General features: G+C 65.2%; 18 protein-coding genes and 3 pseudogenes. 12 read left to right on the top strand and 9 right to left on the bottom strand.

Annotated elements, in window-relative coordinates:
- Positions 1–131 precede the first annotated feature (131 nt).
- The 4 genes from BLW05_RS30525 to BLW05_RS30510 all read left to right on the top strand — a co-directional run bounded on the left by BLW05_RS30525 (position 132) and on the right by BLW05_RS30510 (position 4,715).
- Positions 132–485 (top strand): BON domain-containing protein, encoded by a 354-nt coding sequence (locus BLW05_RS30525; RefSeq protein ID WP_177142874.1) that lies wholly within the window; start codon positions 132–134, stop codon positions 483–485.
- 19 nt (positions 486–504) lie between these two features.
- On the top strand, positions 505–966 hold the full coding sequence (locus tag BLW05_RS30520) for a CBS domain-containing protein (protein WP_093167750.1): 462 nt from the start codon (positions 505–507) through the stop codon (positions 964–966).
- A 22-nt stretch (positions 967–988) separates the two neighbouring features.
- Positions 989–1,615, top strand: coding sequence for a KUP/HAK/KT family potassium transporter (locus BLW05_RS30515; protein WP_093167748.1), 627 nt, complete (start codon positions 989–991; stop codon positions 1,613–1,615).
- A gap of 403 nt (positions 1,616–2,018) precedes the next feature.
- Complete coding sequence (locus BLW05_RS30510; RefSeq protein ID WP_093167746.1) at positions 2,019–4,715, top strand: cation-translocating P-type ATPase; 2,697 nt, start codon at positions 2,019–2,021, stop codon at positions 4,713–4,715.
- A gap of 253 nt (positions 4,716–4,968) precedes the next feature.
- Here the strand turns inward: BLW05_RS30510 and BLW05_RS30505 are convergent.
- Both BLW05_RS30505 and BLW05_RS30500 read right to left on the bottom strand, forming a co-directional pair.
- A pseudogene (locus tag BLW05_RS30505) lies at positions 4,969–5,310 on the bottom strand (transposase); the annotation flags it as partial.
- A gap of 451 nt (positions 5,311–5,761) precedes the next feature.
- On the bottom strand, positions 5,762–6,412 hold the full coding sequence (locus tag BLW05_RS30500) for a BON domain-containing protein (protein WP_093167744.1): 651 nt from the start codon (positions 6,410–6,412) through the stop codon (positions 5,762–5,764).
- Between the two features lie 292 nt (positions 6,413–6,704).
- Here BLW05_RS30500 and BLW05_RS36620 point away from each other — a divergent pair.
- From BLW05_RS36620 to BLW05_RS30475, 6 genes and pseudogenes are all read left to right on the top strand, one after another.
- A pseudogene (locus BLW05_RS36620) lies at positions 6,705–6,764 on the top strand (poly-beta-hydroxybutyrate polymerase N-terminal domain-containing protein); the annotation flags it as partial.
- Between the two features lie 105 nt (positions 6,765–6,869).
- Positions 6,870–8,060 carry a PHA/PHB synthase family protein gene (locus BLW05_RS30495; RefSeq protein WP_256330566.1) on the top strand — a complete coding sequence of 397 codons (1,191 nt, stop codon included), beginning with the start codon at positions 6,870–6,872 and terminating at the stop codon, positions 8,058–8,060.
- A gap of 109 nt (positions 8,061–8,169) precedes the next feature.
- Positions 8,170–8,499, top strand: coding sequence for a cytochrome C (locus BLW05_RS30490; RefSeq protein ID WP_143044969.1), 330 nt, complete (start codon positions 8,170–8,172; stop codon positions 8,497–8,499).
- 7 nt (positions 8,500–8,506) lie between these two features.
- A complete protein-coding gene (gene ftsH / locus BLW05_RS30485) occupies positions 8,507–10,360 on the top strand; it encodes an ATP-dependent zinc metalloprotease FtsH (RefSeq protein ID WP_093167738.1) in 1,854 nt (617 codons plus the stop codon).
- Between the two features lie 177 nt (positions 10,361–10,537).
- Complete coding sequence (locus tag BLW05_RS30480; protein ID WP_093167736.1) at positions 10,538–10,816, top strand: hypothetical protein; 279 nt, start codon at positions 10,538–10,540, stop codon at positions 10,814–10,816.
- A complete protein-coding gene (locus BLW05_RS30475) occupies positions 10,788–11,114 on the top strand; it encodes a cation-transporting P-type ATPase (protein ID WP_093167734.1) in 327 nt (108 codons plus the stop codon). Before BLW05_RS30480 ends, BLW05_RS30475 begins: the two co-directional genes overlap by 29 nt.
- 119 nt (positions 11,115–11,233) lie before the next feature.
- Here BLW05_RS30475 and BLW05_RS30470 read toward each other — a convergent pair whose 3' ends face one another.
- The 3 genes and pseudogenes from BLW05_RS30470 to BLW05_RS30455 form a co-directional block, all read right to left on the bottom strand.
- On the bottom strand, positions 11,234–11,428 hold the full coding sequence (locus BLW05_RS30470; protein WP_093167732.1) for an LON peptidase substrate-binding domain-containing protein: 195 nt from the start codon (positions 11,426–11,428) through the stop codon (positions 11,234–11,236).
- Between the two features lie 32 nt (positions 11,429–11,460).
- A pseudogene (locus tag BLW05_RS36615) lies at positions 11,461–11,928 on the bottom strand (host attachment protein).
- 43 nt (positions 11,929–11,971) lie between these two features.
- Entirely contained in the window at positions 11,972–12,211 is a 240-nt protein-coding gene (locus tag BLW05_RS30455) for a DUF883 family protein (protein ID WP_093167726.1), read from the bottom strand.
- Positions 12,212–12,433: 222 nt separating this feature from the next.
- On the opposite strand from BLW05_RS30455, the gene BLW05_RS30450 reads away from it, so the two are divergent.
- Positions 12,434–12,622: a DUF2188 domain-containing protein gene (locus BLW05_RS30450; protein ID WP_093167724.1), complete on the top strand. Its 189-nt coding sequence runs from the start codon at positions 12,434–12,436 to the stop codon at positions 12,620–12,622.
- Between the two features lie 8 nt (positions 12,623–12,630).
- Here the strand turns inward: BLW05_RS30450 and BLW05_RS30445 are convergent, their stop codons facing one another.
- Positions 12,631–12,921: a DUF1488 family protein gene (locus BLW05_RS30445; protein WP_177142872.1), complete on the bottom strand. Its 291-nt coding sequence runs from the start codon at positions 12,919–12,921 to the stop codon at positions 12,631–12,633.
- A 326-nt stretch (positions 12,922–13,247) separates the two neighbouring features.
- Between BLW05_RS30445 and BLW05_RS30440 the strand changes: the two genes are divergently transcribed.
- Positions 13,248–16,082 carry an AMP-binding protein gene (locus tag BLW05_RS30440; RefSeq protein ID WP_093167722.1) on the top strand — a complete coding sequence of 945 codons (2,835 nt, stop codon included), beginning with the start codon at positions 13,248–13,250 and terminating at the stop codon, positions 16,080–16,082.
- A 25-nt stretch (positions 16,083–16,107) separates the two neighbouring features.
- On the opposite strand, the gene BLW05_RS36165 is transcribed toward BLW05_RS30440, so the two are convergent.
- From BLW05_RS36165 to BLW05_RS30430, 3 genes are read right to left on the bottom strand one after another with little or no spacing between them, the layout of a single operon-like run.
- Positions 16,108–16,272 carry a hypothetical protein gene (locus BLW05_RS36165; protein ID WP_177142871.1) on the bottom strand — a complete coding sequence of 55 codons (165 nt, stop codon included), beginning with the start codon at positions 16,270–16,272 and terminating at the stop codon, positions 16,108–16,110.
- Positions 16,269–17,921 (bottom strand): AMP-binding protein, encoded by a 1,653-nt coding sequence (locus tag BLW05_RS30435; protein WP_093167720.1) that lies wholly within the window; start codon positions 17,919–17,921, stop codon positions 16,269–16,271. The genes BLW05_RS36165 and BLW05_RS30435 overlap by 4 nt, the downstream gene beginning before the upstream one ends.
- Complete coding sequence (locus tag BLW05_RS30430) at positions 17,897–18,421, bottom strand: BON domain-containing protein (protein WP_177142870.1); 525 nt, start codon at positions 18,419–18,421, stop codon at positions 17,897–17,899. The genes BLW05_RS30435 and BLW05_RS30430 overlap by 25 nt, the downstream gene beginning before the upstream one ends.
- Between the last annotated feature and the right edge of the window lie 36 nt (positions 18,422–18,457).

Raw genomic sequence — 18,457 nt, 5'->3', positions numbered from 1 at the left:
TTGGCGGGCTGCCTTTTGCCATGACGGTGCAATGCTGGAGAGCGCAGATGAACCGGATTGACGCGCGTCAAGTACGGCTGCGCCCGTCTCGCATAGATTGACGAAGGTGAAATTTGCAAGGAAACGCTGCCGTGAAGATAGACCCCGGGCATCCGCTCGCCGTCGATCGACGTAACGGCAAAGGAGGGCATCGTGACTGCGGGCGGCGTGGCGCGACGGAAGCCGTGCCAGGCGTGGTCAGAATCAGCAACGAGATCACCATCAAGACACCGGCCGTGACACCGTCCGACCTGCGGAGCCGCATCACCCAGGCGCCGAAGCGGCAGGTCGAGCACGAGGTGAACAGGACCGACATTCGGCTCGACGGCACCGAGGCCACTTTGCGCGGCCGGGTGAACGCTTGGCACGAGCGCGATGCAGTGCAAGGGGTCGCGTGGTCGGCGTCCGGCGCGATCGCGGTGACCAATGAGTTGACGATGGGCTAGCGACGAACGGGAGGCCAGGATGTACCAAAGACTCACCGCGGGCGAGATCTGCACCCGCATCGTGACTATCGCGTTCCGTGGCACGCGTCTGGCCGAGGCAGCCCGGCTGATGCGCGAGCAGGAGGTCGGCTGCCTGCTGGTGGTCGAGGAGGCCGATCCCGGCCGGGTGGTGGTCGGCGTCCTGACCGACCGTGACATCGTCACTTCTGTCGTTGCCAAGGACTTGGACGCCCGCGTGATGACAGTGGCCGAAGCGATGACCGCCGATCCGGCGGTGGCCCGCGAGCAGGACTCGGCGCTCGACGTGCTGGAGACGATGCGGCGCAAGGGCGTCCGGCGCATGCCCGTGACGACGCCAGAAGGCGTCCTGGTCGGCATTGTCACCCTCGATGACCTGTTTGAGGTGCTGGCTGAGGAGATGCAGGCACTGGCCGGAGTTGTCGCGAGCGGTCGCAGGCGGGTGCACACCGCAACGGCCTAGCGCGAGCGGGGGGGGCGTCTCGATGTACGTGATCGATATCGCCGCTGTGCTTCATGGGTGGGCCACACAATTTCGACGTGTCGCGGCCGCATCGACCCTGCGCATCGCCGCTTCGCTCGACTTCCTGCAGCCCTTCGATCTCGAGCGCATCAGCCGCAAGGCGGGAACGGCGGTGATCGTGTGCCCACTGGGGTACATCGACAACTACGCTTTCGCTTGCTTTCTGTCTCTTTCCCAAGGACTGCCCGAGCGCGTTCTGCTGGTGCGGCCGCGCGTCGAGGGCGTGCCGCATGTCGCAGCCGCCGAAGCGGCGGTGATCACACCGCTGGCGGCTGGGCTGCTGGTCGTGGATCTTCGCTTCGGCTTTTCGGATGACACGGATGTGCCGCGTGCGCTCGGTCGGGTCGATGGCCTCGCGCTGGACCCCGCGACCGAACGCTACTATGTGATCGACGATCGCGCCCTCCCCAAGGGCGCCTTGCGTGGCTGGCCTCGGTGGCGCCGCTGGCTCTTCGCTGCGCTGTCGGCGGCGTGCGAGCCCGCGGCCGAGTCCTTCCGTCTGCCAGCCGAACGCACGACGGAGATTGCGACGGGCACCGCCGGCATCGGGCCCGGAACGGCCGGCGCAGGCTGGACCCAACTACGGTGAGCGCGACCGGTCCTCTTGCGCGGCGCCAAGGGGGTGGACGAGGCGGCGGGTTCTGTCGGAACAAGAGCCGGCGCTGCTAACCTGGGCGAGACTGAAGATGGACGAAACATGATCGAGGCGCTGCGCACACCATCGATTTTCTACTGCGTTCCAAACGCATCGTGCGGCCGAAGCTCGGCTTTAGGGCATTCCGATCCGCGCGAGCGCTGATTGCCATCGTCGCCGCAGCAGTTGCTCCTCGGCGAAAGACTTTGGGACGCCCATGGTAAGTCCACTATCTGGACGAGCGGCCTGTATTGAGAAGGCGACAGAATCAACCCATCGAAACTGGGCGGTCGCGTATTTGAGCGTTGCGCTACGCACCTGACCCGATAGGGGAATTGACAGACAAAAGGCGCACGTAATGAAGATTCATCAGATGTCGGTGGCCGAAGCGCTTGCCAGCATGCATGTGGGCGTCGACGGTCTGACTTCTGCCGAAGCGCAGCGCCGCCTGGCAGAGCACGGCGCCAATGTCATGCCGCCGGCCCCGCAGGAACGATTTGTCGTGCGTCTGGCCAGGGAGTACCTGCACTTCTTCTCTCTGATCCTGTGGGTCGCAGCCGGCCTGGCATTCTTCGCCGAATGGCGCGATCAGGGACAGGGCATGAACCGGGTCGGTTACGCGATCGTCGCCGTCATCCTCATCAGCGGCACGTTCTCGTTCTGGCAAGAACGCCGCATCGAACGGGCGCTAGCGGCCCTTCATGATCTGCTGCCGCATCGGATTCAGGCCATGCGTGATCGCACGGTGGTTCTGCTGCCGGTCGATCAGCTGGTGCCAGGCGACATCTTCCTGGTCGAACCGGGGCAGAGCATTCCTGCGGACGCTCGCCTCATCGAGTCTCGCGACGTCCGGGTCAATACCGCAACGATCACCGGCGAGTCGGTGCCCCGGCGACGCGACGCACTGGCCTCGACCGATGAGCGGTGGATCGACAGCCGCAATATCCTGCTGGCCGGCACGTCGCTTGTCGCCGGACGCGGCACGGCGGTCGTCTTCGCGACCGGGGCGCACACCGAACTCGGCAGGATCGCGGTGCTGACCCAGACGGCCGGCGACGTCGTATCGCCGCTGCGCCTGGAGCTGGCCTACCTGAGCCGCCGCATCGCGCTGTTCGCCGTGCTCGTCGGCGCACTGTTCCTCGCCGCAGGCCATGCACTGGACATTCCGTTCTGGCGCGCGCTGATCTTCTCAATCGGCATCATCGTTGCGATGGTCCCCGAGGGTCTGCTGCCGACCCTCACGCTCGCCCTCGTGCTGGCTTCCCAGAGGATGGCCAAGCGCAACGTCCTGATTCGACACCTGCCCTCCGTCGAAACACTGGGTTCGGTGACGGTGATCTGTACGGACAAGACGGGAACCCTGACCGAAAACCGGATGCGGGTTCACACGCTCCTGCTCGGGCTGAGCCGGCAGTTGGCTGCTGGATTGGAGCTGGACTCGGCCCTGGTCGCGCAGCACCGCGCTCTGTTCGCGGCGGCCCAGGCATGCCACGCCCTGGTGGAGTCCACCAGCGACGGGCGCACGGTGCTGCTCGGGGACCCGATGGAACTCGCTTTGGTCGACATGGCACGCCAGTTCATGCCAGAGCATCAGAGCGGGCGTCGCGTTGACGAGTGCCCCTTCGACGCCGATCGGATGCGCCAGTCCGTCGTGATCGAAACGGATTCGGGGCGCACGATGTACTGTAAGGGTGCCCCGGAGTCGGTCCTTCCACTGTGCGAGCAGATCGCGGAAGCTGGCACGACGCGCCCGATGGACGATGCGGCCCGCGCGGACATCTGTCGTGCACAGGAGCAGATGGCCGACAAGGGATTGCGCGTAATCGCGTTCGCCTTCAGGCAGTTGGTAGAGGGCAAGGATGACCCGACGGCCGAGCACGATCTGGTCTTCTGCGGGTTGGTGGGCCTGGAGGACCCGCCGCGAGCCGAGGTGCCTGAAGCGATCCGGAAGTGCCGCGGCGCCGGCATCCGGGTGATCATGGTGACGGGAGACCATCCGCGCACCGCCGTGGCGATCGCGCGCGAGATAGGCATGGTTCAGTCGCCCGATCCAGTGGTACTCACGGGCGAGCAACTGCTGCGCTTGTCGTCCACGCAACTTCAACTCGCGCTGAGCGCGCCCGAAGTAATCTTCGCGCGTGCCGCGGCCGACCAGAAGATGCGCATCGTGGACGCGCTGCGCAGCAAGCAGCAGATCGTGGCGGTCACCGGCGACGGCGTGAACGATGCGCCAGCGCTGAAGGCCGCGCACATCGGCATCGCCATGGGCCTGTCAGGCACCGATGTGGCCAAGGAGGCAGCAGACATGGTCCTGCTCGACGACAACTTCACAAGCATCGTCAGTGCCGTTGAAGAAGGTCGTGCGACATTCCAGAATATCCGCAAGTTCCTGACCTATGTGCTCGCGCACAACGTTGCAGAACTGGTGCCTTACCTTGCGTTCGTGCTGCTTCCCGTGCCACTGGCGTTGACGCCAATCCAGGCCCTGGCGATCGACATGGGAACCGACTCGTTGACGGCACTCGGGCTGGGCGCCGAGAAGCCCGATGCGCAAACGATGCAGCGGCCACCCCGTGCTCGCACCGAACGGCTGCTCAACGTGCGGCTGGCGTTGAGAGGCGGCTTGTTCCTCGGCCCCATCGAGGCCACCGCGGCGATGGTGGCCTTCTTCTTCGTGCTGCGCGGTGGCGGGTGGACCTTTGGTCACATCCCGGCGACGAATGACCGAAACTACCTCATGGCAACGACGGCGGCGCTCAGCGCGATCATCGTGATGCAGGTCGTCAACGTATTTCTGTGTCGCAGTTCTGTGCGGTCGCTGCGCTCGACGGGTTTGTTCGGCAACCAATTGATCGTCTGGGGCGTTGCGCTGGAGGTCTCGCTGCTGCTGCTGATTGTCTACACGCCGTGGGGTAACGCGGTCTTCGGGACTGCTGCGCCGCCAGCGTCGGTGTGGCTGTGCATCATGCCTTTCGCGCTTGCGATGATCCTGCTGGAGGAAGCGCGCAAGTGGTATGCAAGGCGCAAGACGGTCAGAATTTCTGCTCCAAACTGATGACGGACACCCTGATCGAAGATGGCGGCGACATCACCGTCGGAAACATCGAATGCGCGGCGACTGCAGCTGACAGCCACAACACGCTGGCCATCCTCGTCCGGCGCGAGGGCGAACGATCAACGCTCTGCTCAAGCGCTTGGAACGGGCGATCGGCAGGTACTACGAGACCGACGAGCCCACCGACGAGATCAATCCGCCCTGAGGACCAACGATTGGTCGGTCAAGATGGTCGCGCTGGACGCTCACCCTCCAGGTGCAAGGCCCGGAAGTCGCGGATCGTGCGGTGTGCGGGGAAGTTGCCTGCCGCCAGCACCTGGAAGGCCACATCCTCATGCAACTTGCGGGCGATCTTGCGCGAGCTAGATACCCCCGTGGCGTAGCCGTAGATCAGCACCTTGACCATCATGGCCGGATGAAACGGCTGGTTGCGCGGGCCGTCCTTGTCGTAGCGCGCATGGAACGCGCCCAACTCCAGCGTATCGACCGTGTCGCTAATGAAATGCGCCAGATGCCCTTCGGGCAGCCAGTCCTGCATCGCTTCGGGCAGCAGCAGCATCTGCTGCGGGTCGTAGGGCAAGTAGTTCGCGGCCATCGCTCATGAACGCGCATCGCCCTTCGGGCCAGGACACGAAGCCGGCTTCTGCCGCCCAGGCTCCTAGTGGCCGATCCGAAGCGCGCTAGCACCGCCACGGCGCTGGCGTGCCCGGACATCACGGACGCCGTGAGATGAAAAAGCGCGTCCCAGTGCGACGCAATAAGCGAGCATGGGCGCGCTGCAATACGCGCTCAATTTCATGCGGACGCAACTCCCCGTCGTCCACGTCGAGGCGAGCCCTTGACGCGGGGCGCTCAACGGAATCAGTGAGGCAGCGAGCACGCGCGGACGTCGGGCCAGGCCACTTCCACACCGATCATCGCGCGTGCGTGGAAATAGTTGAGGCGTCCGCGCCCGGTGAGCGAATCGATGTCGGCATGACCCAGGCCGTCGTGTCTTGCCTGCTTGAACGGGCCGGCGCTCGCGCGTCAGCCCGCTCACCGCGCATTCACTCGATCGTGAGGTCGTTGAGCACGACGCTCACGCCGGGGGCGGACCACGCCGCACCGTTCACAGCGTCGAACTCGGCCCAGGAGTGGACCTTCCCCTTCAGACGAACCTCGTCGCCGTTCACGGTGACCTGGATGTGCCCGGCCTCGCGGTCGGCCTGTCGCGACAGGGCGTCGTGAAGCCGCTTCTCGATGTCGACCGCCTTCACCTTCGGGATGATCCGGATCTCGTTCGTGACACCGGTGACGCCCATCAGGGTGCGCACCGCGCGTTCGGCCGCCCTGCGCTCGTATTCCCACTCGACCTCGCCGTGCAGGGTGATCCAGCCGTTCTCGACCATCGGCTTGATCTTCCCAGCCGGCACAAGCGATGACCATTCGAGGCCACGTTCTGCCGCCATGGCGATATCGGCGTCGGCGCGGGTGTCGGAGGAGGGCAATTTAACGGTGATCTCGACCGCAAGTGCCTTGACGCCTTTGACGCGCCGGGCCGCGGCTTCGGCGGCGTATTTTTCCGCGTGACTGGCGACATGGCCCGTCAGCGTGACAACACCGTCCGCCGCGACCACGCCGATCTGGGTCGACTTGATCGCGGCATCCCAATCCAGTTCGGCCTGAACATCGCTCCTGAGTTGTGCATCGGATCGCATGGAAGTTCCTTTCGTTCAACAGTGGCAACGGGGCGATCGCTCGAATAGTGCAATGCGCTTCAACCGCACTCTAGGTAGCCTCAAACGGAATCGACTTGCGTTGCGTCAATGCAGCGTCAGCCTTGCCGCGTTTGTTCAGGATCAAGCGGCGGGTCTGACCCGTGCGCCATAGCACATGCGGGCCCGGAATATGGGCTTGGAACGTCGACAGGAGGTCATCAGCAATGTCTGCCAAGAAGCTGCTGTTTCGTGAAGAGGCCCGCGACAAGATTCGCCGCGGCGACTCGCCAATGGCATCTCGCCCGCGTCGCTCGCGCAGGCACAATCGGATTGGCTGGCCCATTTCCTGGTATCGCCCGCGAAACAGACGGAACTGGCGGCGAGTGCATTGCGCAAGTCGCTCACGTGGTGGCTGACTGTCGTCTCCCGCGCGGACGATGCAAAGGCTGACGCAGCCATGGCCGCCCAGGACAAGCGGTTCGCGCGAGAAGAGTGGAAGCAGCCCCCCTTCGACGCGATCGCCCGGGCCTTCATGTCCGGCCAGCAGTGGTGGGACGAGGCCACGCATGGGGTGCGCGGTGTCTCGAAGCACCACGAGGACCAGGTTGCCTTCGTTGCGCGCCAGTGGCTCGACATGGTGTCGCCATCCAACTTCATCGCCACCAATCCGCAGGTGTTGAGGCAGACATTGATGACCGGCGGCGCCAATCTCCTGAACGGATACCTCAACTGGGCGCGCGATGCGGTGGCGGTCGCGGGCGGTGGCAGGCCTCGTGGCGTCGAGGACTTTGCGCCGGGGCGCGGGGTGGCCCTGACGCACGCCGCCGGCTATTGCCTTGGGGGCACGCTGCTCGCCATCGCCGCAGCGCTGCCCGAATGTCCCGGCGTGGTCCGCACACTCACCCTGCTGGCCGCCCAGACCGATTTCTCCGAGCCCGGCGAACTGGGGCTTTTCATGGACGAGAGCCAGGTTGCCTTTCTCGAAGACCTGATGACGGAAACCGGATATCTCGATGGCAGGCGCATGGCGGGTGTCTTCCAGCTGATCAATTCAAAAGATCTGGTGTGGTCCAAGCTGGTTCATGAATACCTCATGGGCGCCACGACACCCATGACGGCACTGCGGGCGTGGAATGCCGATGCCACGCGGATGCCCGCGCGCATGCACGCGGAATATCTGCGCCACCTGTACCTGCGCAACGATCTGGCGGAAGGGCGCTACTGCTGCACATCCCGTGACCCGGTGAATCTTTCGCGGATCACTCTGCCGATGTTCGTGGTCGCGACGGAGAGGGATCATGTGTCGCCTTGGGCGTCGGTTTACAGGATTCACCAGCTTGTCGCCTCCGACATCGACTTCGTGCTGTCATCCGGCGGTCACAACGTGGGCATCGTGAACCCGCCCGAGGGGCCGGATGCGCATGCGGTCGGTTCGTATCGCCGGGCCGGCAACAAGAGCCGCAAGGTGCCCGCGGAGCCGGGTGACTGGTTCGCTGGCGCGCAGCGAAGCCGTGGCTCGTGGTGGCCTGCCTGGTCCCGGTGGCTGCGGGAGCATTCCAGCGGAACGGTGGCGGCGAGACGGGTTCCCGACGTCGGGATCGACGGGAGGATCGCTTCCGCACCAGGCGCCTATGTGAACGAGCCATAGGAAGCCAGTCCTCGCCCGCGGCTTGATCGACTTCGTACCGGGCATTGCGCTACATCAAACGAACGAGAGCGCTCCTGCGCCAAGCTGTGTCCTCTTCGAGGAGCGCGACATGACATTCTTGCCGCTTGCCACCTGTGTCCTGCTTGGGGCCGTCCTGTGCGCGGCCCCAGTCGCCGCACAGTCGCGCGGAGAACTCCTGTATACATCCAGCTGCGTGGCCTGTCACACGACGCAAATCCATTGGCGCGACCGCCGGATGGCGAAGGATTGGGATAGCCTCCAGGCGCAGGTCGCGCGCTGGCAGGCTGTCGGGTCCCTCGGCTGGAGCGACGAAGACATCACCGCGGTGACGCAGTACCTCAATGAGAGCTACTACGGGTTCAAGTCGCCGGGCGCACCTCCGGTTGTTCGCACACCCGCGAGCGGGAAAGGGCGTTGACGTCATCATGAAACGCCAGGCCCATCTGCTTCTAGTGGTATCGATGGCAGCGGCCATCCTGGCTTTGCTCACCTGGGACTACTGGGCGCAGCGCCGCAATATCGAGTGGGTGCCCTATAGCGTCTTCGAGGAGCAGTTGAGGGAGGGCCGGGTCGCCGAAGTCACTGTCGGGGACTCGGTCATCACCGGCCGGCTCGCGACGCCGCAGGGCAACGGCAAGGACACCCTGATGGCGACGATGATGGAACCGCAAGTCGCAGAGCGTCTGGGCAGGTTTGGCGTTCCGTACGAACGCGTGCGCGAATCCAGTTGGTGGCAGGTACTGCTGTCGTGGCTTCTTCCAGGCGTTCTGATCATCGGGATGTGGAGCCTGGCAGCCAGGCGCATGGGTCCTGGGCTGCTCGGGGCCGGCAAGAGCAGGGCGAAGATCTACATGCAGAAGAGCACGGGCGTGCGTTTCGACGATGTCGCGGGTGTCGACGAGGCCAAGGCCGAGCTCCAGGAGATCGTCGACTTCCTGAAAAACCCCAAGGAGCATGGTCGGCTCGGCGCTCGCATGCCGCGAGGGGTCTTGCTGATGGGGCCCACCGGTACGGGCAAGACGCTCCTTGCGCGCGCCGTGGCGGGCGAAGCCGGCGTCGCGTTCTTCTCCATCAGTGGATCCGAGTTCATCGAGATGTTCGTGGGCGTGGGCGCCGCGCGCGTGCGCGATCTCTTCGATCAGGCACGCGCGAGCGCGCCGGCGATCATCTTCATCGACGAACTCGATGCCCTCGGCCGTGCGAGGACCGCGTTCCCCACGTTGGGTGGCCAGGACGAACGGGAGCAGACGCTGAACCAGTTGCTGGTGGAGATCGATGGCTTCGATCCGAGCGTGGGTGTCGTGTTGCTCGCGGCGACGAATCGCCCCGAAACACTCGACCCCGCGTTGCTGCGTGCCGGGCGGTTCGATCGCCAGGTTCTGGTGGACCGCCCGGATCGGACCGGCCGCGTTGCGATCCTGAAGGTGCATGCTCGCAGGATTCGGATCGACCCGAATGTCGATCTCGATCAGGTGGCGGCGATCACAGTCGGCTTCGCAGGCGCGGACCTGGCAAACGTCGTCAACGAGGCCGCTCTGGTGGCCACGCGGCGCAAAGCCGAGTCAGTGACCTTGCCGGACTTCACCAGCGCCATTGAACGCGTGGTGGCGGGTATCGAGAAGAAGAGTCGCATCCTGGGCCCGCGCGAGCGCGAGTTGGCCGCCACCCACGAGCTGGGTCACGCGTTGGTCGCAATGGCGCTGCCAGGAGGCGACAAGGTACACAAAGTGTCGATCGTTCCGCACGGGGCGGGCGCCCTCGGCTACACGCTGCAACGGCCCTCCGAGGATCGCCACCTGCTTCGACATGGAGAGCTCCAGGACAAGCTCGCTGTGCTGCTCGGCGGCCGGTCCGCTGAGATCCTCGTCTTCGGCGAGCCCTCCACGGGCGCCGCCGACGATCTGGTCAAGGCGACCAATCTCGCGCGTGACATGGTGATGCGCTTCGGCATGGATGGGGTGATCGGTGCGGTGGTCTATGACGAGCGGCCGGTATCCGTCATTGGAGCGCCGCACGATGGTTCACCGGCTCCACTTGCAGCGAGCGAGCAGACGGCGCGTCGCATCGACGAGGCGGTGCATGATCTGCTCGAGAACGCCGCGAGAAGGGCGACGCATCTGCTGAGCGAGAGGCGCGAGATTCTTGACCGATGCATGCGCGAACTGATCAGGCGAGAAACGCTGGAGGAGGCGGAACTCGCAGCTTTGGCGGCGCAACCACCGATGCGGGAAATTGGACCGGTCGCTCACGAGGAAGAAGCGGCCGCTATCGCCGCATAGGGCCGGATCGAAGCCATGATGGCCCCACGCGGCCCCTCTCTCGGCCTGAAGGCACGGTCGTGGCGCCGCGGGAAGGGCTTCATTCGATGCGCTGTCAATTTCCAATGCCTTGCGCGTCGTCAACTCTGTTTTCGACGCGGCCTCGTATGGTTCACTTCGTGAGTTGAAAGGACTGCCATGAAGACCGTTTGGATCTATGTGCACGCCATCGTCGCCTCGATCGCGTGGCTCTTCATCTTGCTGGCGCTGAGCCTGGCGCTGCTGGATACAAATGCCGGCATACAGCAGGACCCGGTCTTTGCCGCGGTCGGAGTCCTCTTGGCGCTCGGGCACCTGAGCGCGGGAACCTACTTGTTGCATCGCATACGCGAAGAGGTTCGCGCAACGAGGCGTGTCAGGGCTGAACGCCCATCCGCTGATGTGCATGATGGAAACTGGCACGCTTGCCGACACTGAATCCGAAGGGCTGACCGAGGCCGAAGCCAAGTCACGGCTTCGCGCCGACAGGCCGAACGTGCTTCCATCGGCTGGACGCAGGGGCCTGCTACGCATTGCTTTTCGCGCGCTGACGCAGCCGATGTTCCTGTTGCTGCTGTGCACCGCCGGAGTCTTTGCACGGCTCGGAAGCGTGGTCGATGCCGCCGCGCTGTCGGCGTCGGTGGTGGCGGTCGGCGCATTGTTGATCTATCAGGAACAGCGCACCGAGCGCAACTCGAACGCCTCGGGAAACCGGCTCGCGGATGGATCACCATGAGCCAGCAGAGTCTGCCGCTTCAGCCTATCAGCGAGGATGTGCTGCTCGAGAAGCACGCCGGACCTGGTGAGCGCGGGATGGGCGACGAGCAACGGCATCGAGCCCGCGTTCTCCTGGCGCTATGACCGCCGCAAGCGCACCTTCTGCAGCACCACGCCCACCGGGACTTCTCCTTCGAGTGCGTACCGAAGCGCGGAGATCGAGGAATCCCGGCCGACGCTGATCGCAGTGAGCGCGTGCGGAAACAGTACGAAGTTCCGCATCGGAATCAGTGCCACGACGCCGGGTGGCAGACTGGACTCGGAGCCCGTCATGGTTCACCCCATGCCGGTGAGCTTCGGGGGCCTCAGGCAGCGCCGCCCGCACTGGAGTGACCTACCGCGCCGGCAAGTTGGAGGCGTTGCATGATCTCGGCCGCACTCAGCGAGGTGAGATCGTTGTTGAGCGCCGCGTCGATTCGCTCGTTGACGCTCTCGCCCAGGTAGTGCCTGAGTTCGCCGAGAAAGGGCTTCGCGGCGAGGAGGGTCACCGAGTCGAATTCATGGTCGCCAAGCCCTCTGTCCAATCGATCAGCCAGCGCGCGGGCGAAAAGCTGATGCTCCTAGCGACGAGGGCCGAAACGCGCTGCGAAGCGGTCGTCGTGGTGGTCTCGCACTCCGTGTTCAAGACCGGCGGTTTCTGCCAGGTCCTTGGCGTGCATGCGGCTCTGCGCGTGTGTCATGGCCTCGACTGGTTCCAGCCCACCATCTGCGCCATCGTGCCGAAAGATGCGGGCGAGCGAAGCGTTGGCCACCACGACCCATTGGTTCTTCATGGATGGCTCCTGTGGATGAATGGAGCGCCGCGCCGTGCTGCGGTCACCGGCGGGCGATCAAGATTCCGGCGATCAGACCCGCGAATGCCATCGCGGCCATGGCGGTGTAGGGGTGCTGATGCATGCCGTCGTCTGCGGTACGCATCGCATCTCGCGCTCTGGTCGCGACATTGGTACGTCGCAGATCGCCGAGTCGGTCGCCGAGATCACCAAGCACGTGGCTCCACCTGTTCTTGGCGCATGTCGCGCTTGCGTCGGCCTTCCGAATTGTTTCGTGGTTCATGGTCTCTATCCTTCAGAACATGGATCAATCCATGTTAGGAAGCGGCGTCGCGACCGGATTGACGACCGTCAAAGTATTCGCTCGCCGTGGCCGCGGTCAGCGTCGGCCGTCGGGCAGGAAGGTGCGCATGAAGTCGAGAGACGACAACAGGCTCGATCTTGCGGAACTGCCGGTGCGAGCGCATGGTCAGAATTCCTGCATGAAAAACGCCTGGAGTCCGAGATGCCGTGGACATTTGACCGCTTTCCACCAGCCATGACCCACTTGACTCCGAGCGTTCGGGCGAAAGCGATAGAGATCGCCAACGCGCTATTGCTCTCCGGCCATGAAGAAGGAATGGCCATTCGAGTCGCCATCGCCAAGGCGAAGGAGTGGGCGGCCAGCCATGGTGTCGCCGCGCGGCGAGAGTGACTTTGCTGTCAAGCTGCGGAGACGTTCGAGAACTCCACCGGCAGTGAGAAATCCCCCGTCGCGAGCAGCAATGGGCGATGCGGATCCCGACGATGGAGATGTACAGCCATCTGCTCGATCACATCGAAGTGCTCTTTGCAGGCCTGTACGAGACTGTCACCACCGCCGGCCGCGCCGAAGAGATTGCGCAGCGCGTCTTCGGAAATCTCTGCGATCACTCGGCGGCCACTGGGACCGTCAGGGTAGATCGGAAACAAGACGCTGGCTCGATCGAAACAATAGATTGCGTCGAATTCCATTTCGCGCCCCCAAAGCTCAATTGCCTACGGCTACATCGCACGTGCTTCACGAGCGGTTGGTGCCGAGGGCAATGTATGTAGATGATTTCGGGCCGGATGGTGCATGCCACCATACAGAGCGGCGCGCAGCAGGTCCATCTCCGAGTCGTCCGTGTGTGAGTCAGCGAATGCTAGATATGCGTGTGCAAGGCCTGTTGATCTGCATCAAGCCAGACGGATATAGCTTCTTCCCGCCGCCTGATCCGGTGCTTGCACGTTCTTGATGCGGCGCAAACCTATCGCGAGGATGCGGAGGTAAGTTGCGTCAATCGTCGTCGGGGCATCGCATGCAAGACTTGATCGCGGCGCAGCGTTTGTCGAGCGGCCCACAGGCCCTGCTGGATCTGACTGGCAGGATGCTTGGTGAACTGCGCGCTGGAGCGACGGTACCGGTTGAGCTTGACGACGACCTGGAACGCACGCTCGGCATCGACAGCTTGGCGCGCATGGAGCTCATGCTGCGGCTGGAGCAGGCATACGACGTGCACATGCCGGAAGAGGCGGTGCAGCAGGCCCGCACACCACGCGACCTGTGGCGCGCACTGTCGGCTGCCACGCCGCGCGAGGGCGCCACGCTGGCTGCACCACCTCCACGGGCAGTCTCCGCATGTCCAGGCGTGGCTCACTTCTCGACGCATGCGCAAACGCTGATCGAGGTGATCGAAGCAAATGCCCGCGGCGCCACCGAGCGGCCGCAAATCACGTTGATCGGCGGTGCCGTGCCAGTCGTACGCACGCACGCCGAGTTGCTACGGCGCGGTGGCACGGTTGCCGCCGCGCTGCAGGCCGAGGGCCTGCGTCCCGGGCAGAGCGTGGCGCTGATGCTGCCGACCAGCCTGGCGTTTTTCGAGACCTTCACCGGCATCCTGATCGCGGGCGGTGTGCCGGTGCCGATCTATCCGCCGTTTCGTGCCTCGGGCATCGAGGACCACCTGAAGCGCCAGGCCCGCATTCTGGACAACGCGCAAGCCGTGCTGCTCATCGGCGACGAGCGCACGCGGCTGGCTGCCAGCATGCTGCGTCTGGCGGCACCGGGGCTACGCCGCGTGCTGGCGGTGGAAAGCCTGACGGTCGAGGTCGGTACGCCGCAGCCTGTTCTGCGCGGGCCAAGGGACACCGCGCTCCTCCAGTACACGTCGGGCAGCACCGGCCAACCCAAGGGCGTGCTGCTTACCCATGCCAATTTGCTGGCCAACATCCGCGCGATGGGGGCGATGCTCGAAGTGGATGCGCAGGACGTGTTCGTGAGCTGGCTGCCGCTGTATCACGACATGGGCCTGATTGGGGCTTGGATGGGAAGTCTTTACCACAACATCCCGCTGGTCTTGATGGCGCCGCAGGACTTTCTTTCCCGGCCCTCGCGCTGGCTGCGGGCACTGCACGAGCACGGGGGTACGCTTTCGGCAGCGCCGAATTTCGCCTACGAGATCCTCGCCACCAAGGTGCCGGACGACGAGCTGGCGGGATTGGATCTGAGCCGCTGGCGTGTCGCGATCAACGGTGCCGAGCCGGTCCACGCGCAAACGCTGCAGCGCTTCGCCCGGCGCTTCGCAGCCTGCGGATTCGACGAGCGCGCGATGATGCCGGTTTACGGCCTGGCGGAGAGCGCTGTGGGCCTGGCGTTCCGTCCGCTTCGGGAAGCGCCCAGGATCGACTGCATCGATCGGCATCAACTGCACCGCGCTGGCCGCGCCGAGCCGGTGCCCGGTGATGCGCCGCAGGCGATGCGTGTGGTCGCCTGCGGGCTACCGCTGCCGGGTCACGAGATCCGCGTCGTTGACGAGGGTGGCGCAGAAGTGCCGGAGCGCGTCGAGGGGCGGATCCAGTTTCGCGGCCCGTCGGCCACCAGTGGCTATTTCCGCAACCCCGAGGCCACGCGGCTTCTGTTCGACGGGTCCTGGCTGGACACCGGCGATGTCGGCTATGTAGCCCAGGGTGAGATCCACCTCACCAGCCGAGCCAAGGACCTGATCATCCGCGGCGGCGACAACCTCCATCCCTACGAATTGGAGGAGGCCATCGGTGCGCTGCCGGGCGTGCGGCGCGGTTGCGTCGCGGTGTTCGCGGCGGCAGACCCGGTCAGTGCTTCCGAGCGCGTGGTCGTGCTGGCCGAGACGCGCGAGACCGAGTCCGCGCGCAAGGCGGTCCTGCGCGCGCGCATCGGCGAGCTGGCGATCGCGCTGTTGGGTGTGCCGGCCGACGACATCGTGCTGGCCGGTGCGCATGTGGTGCCCAAGACGTCCAGCGGCAAAATCAGACGAGCGGCGTGCCGCGAACTCTATGAAGGTGGCCTGCTGGATGCTTCAACGCGCCCAGTCGCCATCCAGCTTGCGCGGCTCTCATTGAGCGCGGCGGCGCGGCGACTGCACGCGCCGTTCAGCCGGTTTGCTCGGGCCCTGCTGGCCGCCTGGTGGTGGACGCTGTTCGGTCTGGGCACGCTATGCGGCGTGGCAACGGCTGCGCTGCCGTCGCTGTCCTGGCGCAAAGGGGCCGCGCGCGCCATCGCCCGCGGCATGCTGTGGGCCTCGGGCCTACCCCTGCGCGTCGAAGGCGCCTCGCGAGTGCCCGGCGGTCCAACGGTGGTGGTCGCCAATCATGCAAGCTATCTGGACTGGCTGGTGCTGACGGCGCTGCTGCCTGCTTCGGCGCGCTTCGTTGCCAAGGAGGAACTCTCCAGGCACGGGGCGATGCGCTGGCTGCTCGAGCGCGTCGGCACCCGCTTCGTGGCGCGTGGCGATCCGCGCCGCGGAGTGGAGGATACGCGGGTGCTGGTCCAGGCGGCCCAAGGTGGCGAATCGCTGGTTTTCTTTCCCGAGGGAACACTCAGGCGCGAGCCCGGGTTGATGCCCTTTCACATGGGCGCTTTCGTCGTAAGCGCGGAGAGCGGCCTGCCGGTGTTGCCGGTGAGCTTGCGCGGTACGCGCAACGTGCTGCGGGAAGGCTCCTGGCGGCCGCGCCGCGAGGCAATAAGCCTTGTCATCCACCCGGCGTTGAAGCCGCAGGGGCGGGACTGGCAGGCGGCCCTGCAACTGCGCGATGCTGCGCGCAACGCCATCGCGGCGGACTGCGCGGAGCCTGTGCTCAGGGTTGCCGATGGCGCGCTGGCAACCGCAGTGCCGTGAGCTGGCCAGCCCCGCAGCTCCCAGCTCACGTTCCATCCTGCGCGCCTTGCGGCGGTCGCCCGAGCTGCTGCTCGACGTTCAGAACTTCGCGGAGCACCTCCAGCAGCGTGTCGGGCATGACGCTGATCGAATCGATTCCCAGCTCGACCAGCGAACGGGCCAGCTCGGGATTGCGTGAAAGTGAGTTCACCGGGTCCGGGCTTCGTCCCGCAGCACGCGGCGCAGCACCTTGCCGACCGGAGACATTGGCAGCGCGTCGCGGAACTCGATGTAACGTGGCCGCATGTAGGCGGCCAGGTACTCGCAGCAATGCCGGCGAAGTGCCTCGGCGTCGAGGTTGGGGTCCCGCTTCACGACGAACAGGGCAACCGCTTCGCCGGATTTGGGGTCGGGCACGCCCACCGCGCCCACTTCCGTGACTCCGGGATGACGGCGAACCACTTCCTCGATCTCGGCCGGATAAGCCTTCAGGCCGGAGACCACGATGATGTCCTTTCTGCGGTCGACGAAGCTCAGTTCGCCGTGCTCGTCCATTCGCCCCAGGTCGCCAGTGCGCAGCCAGCCGTCGGCGGTGAACACGCCGGTCGATTCTTCGGGCGCGTGCCAGTAGCCGGACATGACCTGCGGGCCGCGCACGCAGATCTCGCCGACGATGCCAGGGGCCACGGCCCGCTGGGCGTCGTCCAGGATCGCCACCTCGGTCAGGGGCAGCGGCCAGCCAAGCGTGCCGCTGAACCCGGGGGTGTCCACCGGGTTGGCGCTGACGATGGGCGCAGCTTCGGTCAAGCCGTAGCCTTCGACGATCGGCACGCCGGTCGCGGCCTGCCAGCGCTCGGCCACGTCACGTTGCATGGCCATGCCGCCGGCCACGGCCAGCTTCAGCCTGCCCCGGTTGGCGGAACACACGGCGTCGAAGCCCGGCGCGTCCAGCATCGCCCGGAACAGCGTGTTGACGCCGGTGATCGCGGTAAAGCGGTGCCTGCGCAGTTGCGAGATGAGGCTGGCCATGTCGCGCGGGTCGATGATGAGCAAGTTGTTGCCTCCAAGCTTGAGGAAGGTCAGCAGGTTGGCCGTCAGTGCGAACAAATGATCTAGAGGCAGGGCGGTGACCACGGTCTCGTCGCCCTCCGTGAGCCGGCTGCCGATCCAGGCGACAGTCTGCAGAACGTTGGCCACCATGTTGGCGTGGGTCAGCATGGCCCCCTTGGGACGCCCGGTAGTGCCGCCGGTGTACTGGATGAACGCGAGATCCGGGCCTTGCGGCGCTGCGCTCGTCGGCGGATGCAGCGCCCCTTCCTCGAGCGCCTGCTCGAAGCGCCTAGCGCTGGGCAGATCCCATGCCGGCACCTTGCGCCCGAGGCGCCGCACGGCAAAGTTCACCAACTCCTTGCGCGGGTGTGGGAACAGGTCGCCGACCTGGGTCACGATCACGTTGCGCACCGGTGTTCGGGGGAGGGCCTGCAGCAGCGTGTGCATGAAGTTTTCCAGCACGACGATGGTCTCCGCGCCCGAATCGGCCAGCTGGAATTCCAGCTCAGAGGCGGTGTACAGCGGGCTGACGTTGACCACCGTCATGCCTGCCCGCAGCGCGCCCAGGATGGCCACCGGCGACTGCAGGATGTTGGGCAGCATCACCGCGACGCGATCGCCCTTGTTGAGCCGCAGCACGTTCTGCAGGTAGCCGGCGAAGTCCGCGGTCAGTTGTTCGAACCTGCCAAAACTGATGGTCACGCCCATGGACGTGAATGCCGGTTTGTCGCCGAAGCGTCGGCAACTGTCCTCCGCCAGCGCTGCCAGCGAGGGGTGCGCGTCCTTCAGAGACGAAATCCGCGCGTCCACAGGCCTGCTCGCTGGACAAGTCGGGCTACGTTGACAACCGTGCCATGCCGGCTCAGGTTGACCTTGTTTCGGACGCCGCGGACGCCGCTTATCCTGAGGACTATGTCTTCCGCGAGCGATCGATGTGAGTCCCGTTCGACTTCTCCTCTCAGGGTGATGAGGCCGTCTTCGACTTCGAGCAGCAGAGCGTCTTCCGGTATGGCGCCATTCAGCTTGAGCCTCCGCCCTGCGGCCAACGCGATCTCCCGATCTGACTCGCGGTGCGCCGTCCCAGCACGATCCTCAAGGGCGAGCACAAGCGCACGCACGCCCTTGACGTTGAGAACGGCGCGCTCAAGCGCCAGCCTTTCCGCCCAATCGTCCACCTGGCCCGTAAGCGTTGCGACGCGATTGCAGACATCCACCCTGAGATGTGTTTCCAGCGCGCCGCCTTCGCTACGCAGCGCAGCCAGTATGTTCTGACGCAATGTTTCATCGGAAGACTTGACGTTCGTTGCCATGACCACGCTCCCATCTCCAAGACAGCGCTGCACAGC

Origin of the sequence: Variovorax sp. YR216 (assembly GCF_900107745.1) — a bacterium.
Taxonomy (GTDB): Bacteria; Pseudomonadota; Gammaproteobacteria; order Burkholderiales; family Burkholderiaceae_C; genus Variovorax.
The sequence above is the reverse complement of the archived record's forward strand: the minus strand, read 5'-3'. Positions and strand labels throughout refer to the sequence as shown.

What these genes read in the sequence shown, in the direction of transcription:
- BLW05_RS30445 (WP_177142872.1), bottom strand. Translation starts at nt 12,921, where the DNA reads ATGGAATTCGACGCAATCTATTGTTTCGATCGAGCCAGCGTCTTGTTT.
- BLW05_RS30490 (WP_143044969.1), top strand. Translation starts at nt 8,170, where the DNA reads ATGACATTCTTGCCGCTTGCCACCTGTGTCCTGCTTGGGGCCGTCCTG.
- BLW05_RS30495 (WP_256330566.1), top strand. Translation starts at nt 6,870, where the DNA reads ATGGCCGCCCAGGACAAGCGGTTCGCGCGAGAAGAGTGGAAGCAGCCC.
- BLW05_RS30500 (WP_093167744.1), bottom strand. Translation starts at nt 6,412, where the DNA reads ATGCGATCCGATGCACAACTCAGGAGCGATGTTCAGGCCGAACTGGAT.
- BLW05_RS30475 (WP_093167734.1), top strand. Translation starts at nt 10,788, where the DNA reads ATGGAAACTGGCACGCTTGCCGACACTGAATCCGAAGGGCTGACCGAG.
- BLW05_RS30455 (WP_093167726.1), bottom strand. Translation starts at nt 12,211, where the DNA reads ATGAACCACGAAACAATTCGGAAGGCCGACGCAAGCGCGACATGCGCC.
- BLW05_RS30450 (WP_093167724.1), top strand. Translation starts at nt 12,434, where the DNA reads ATGCCGTGGACATTTGACCGCTTTCCACCAGCCATGACCCACTTGACT.
- ftsH (WP_093167738.1), top strand. Translation starts at nt 8,507, where the DNA reads ATGAAACGCCAGGCCCATCTGCTTCTAGTGGTATCGATGGCAGCGGCC.
- BLW05_RS30480 (WP_093167736.1), top strand. Translation starts at nt 10,538, where the DNA reads ATGAAGACCGTTTGGATCTATGTGCACGCCATCGTCGCCTCGATCGCG.
- BLW05_RS30520 (WP_093167750.1), top strand. Translation starts at nt 505, where the DNA reads ATGTACCAAAGACTCACCGCGGGCGAGATCTGCACCCGCATCGTGACT.
- BLW05_RS30510 (WP_093167746.1), top strand. Translation starts at nt 2,019, where the DNA reads ATGAAGATTCATCAGATGTCGGTGGCCGAAGCGCTTGCCAGCATGCAT.
- BLW05_RS30515 (WP_093167748.1), top strand. Translation starts at nt 989, where the DNA reads ATGTACGTGATCGATATCGCCGCTGTGCTTCATGGGTGGGCCACACAA.
- BLW05_RS30470 (WP_093167732.1), bottom strand. Translation starts at nt 11,428, where the DNA reads ATGACGGGCTCCGAGTCCAGTCTGCCACCCGGCGTCGTGGCACTGATT.
- BLW05_RS30440 (WP_093167722.1), top strand. Translation starts at nt 13,248, where the DNA reads ATGCAAGACTTGATCGCGGCGCAGCGTTTGTCGAGCGGCCCACAGGCC.
- BLW05_RS30430 (WP_177142870.1), bottom strand. Translation starts at nt 18,421, where the DNA reads ATGGCAACGAACGTCAAGTCTTCCGATGAAACATTGCGTCAGAACATA.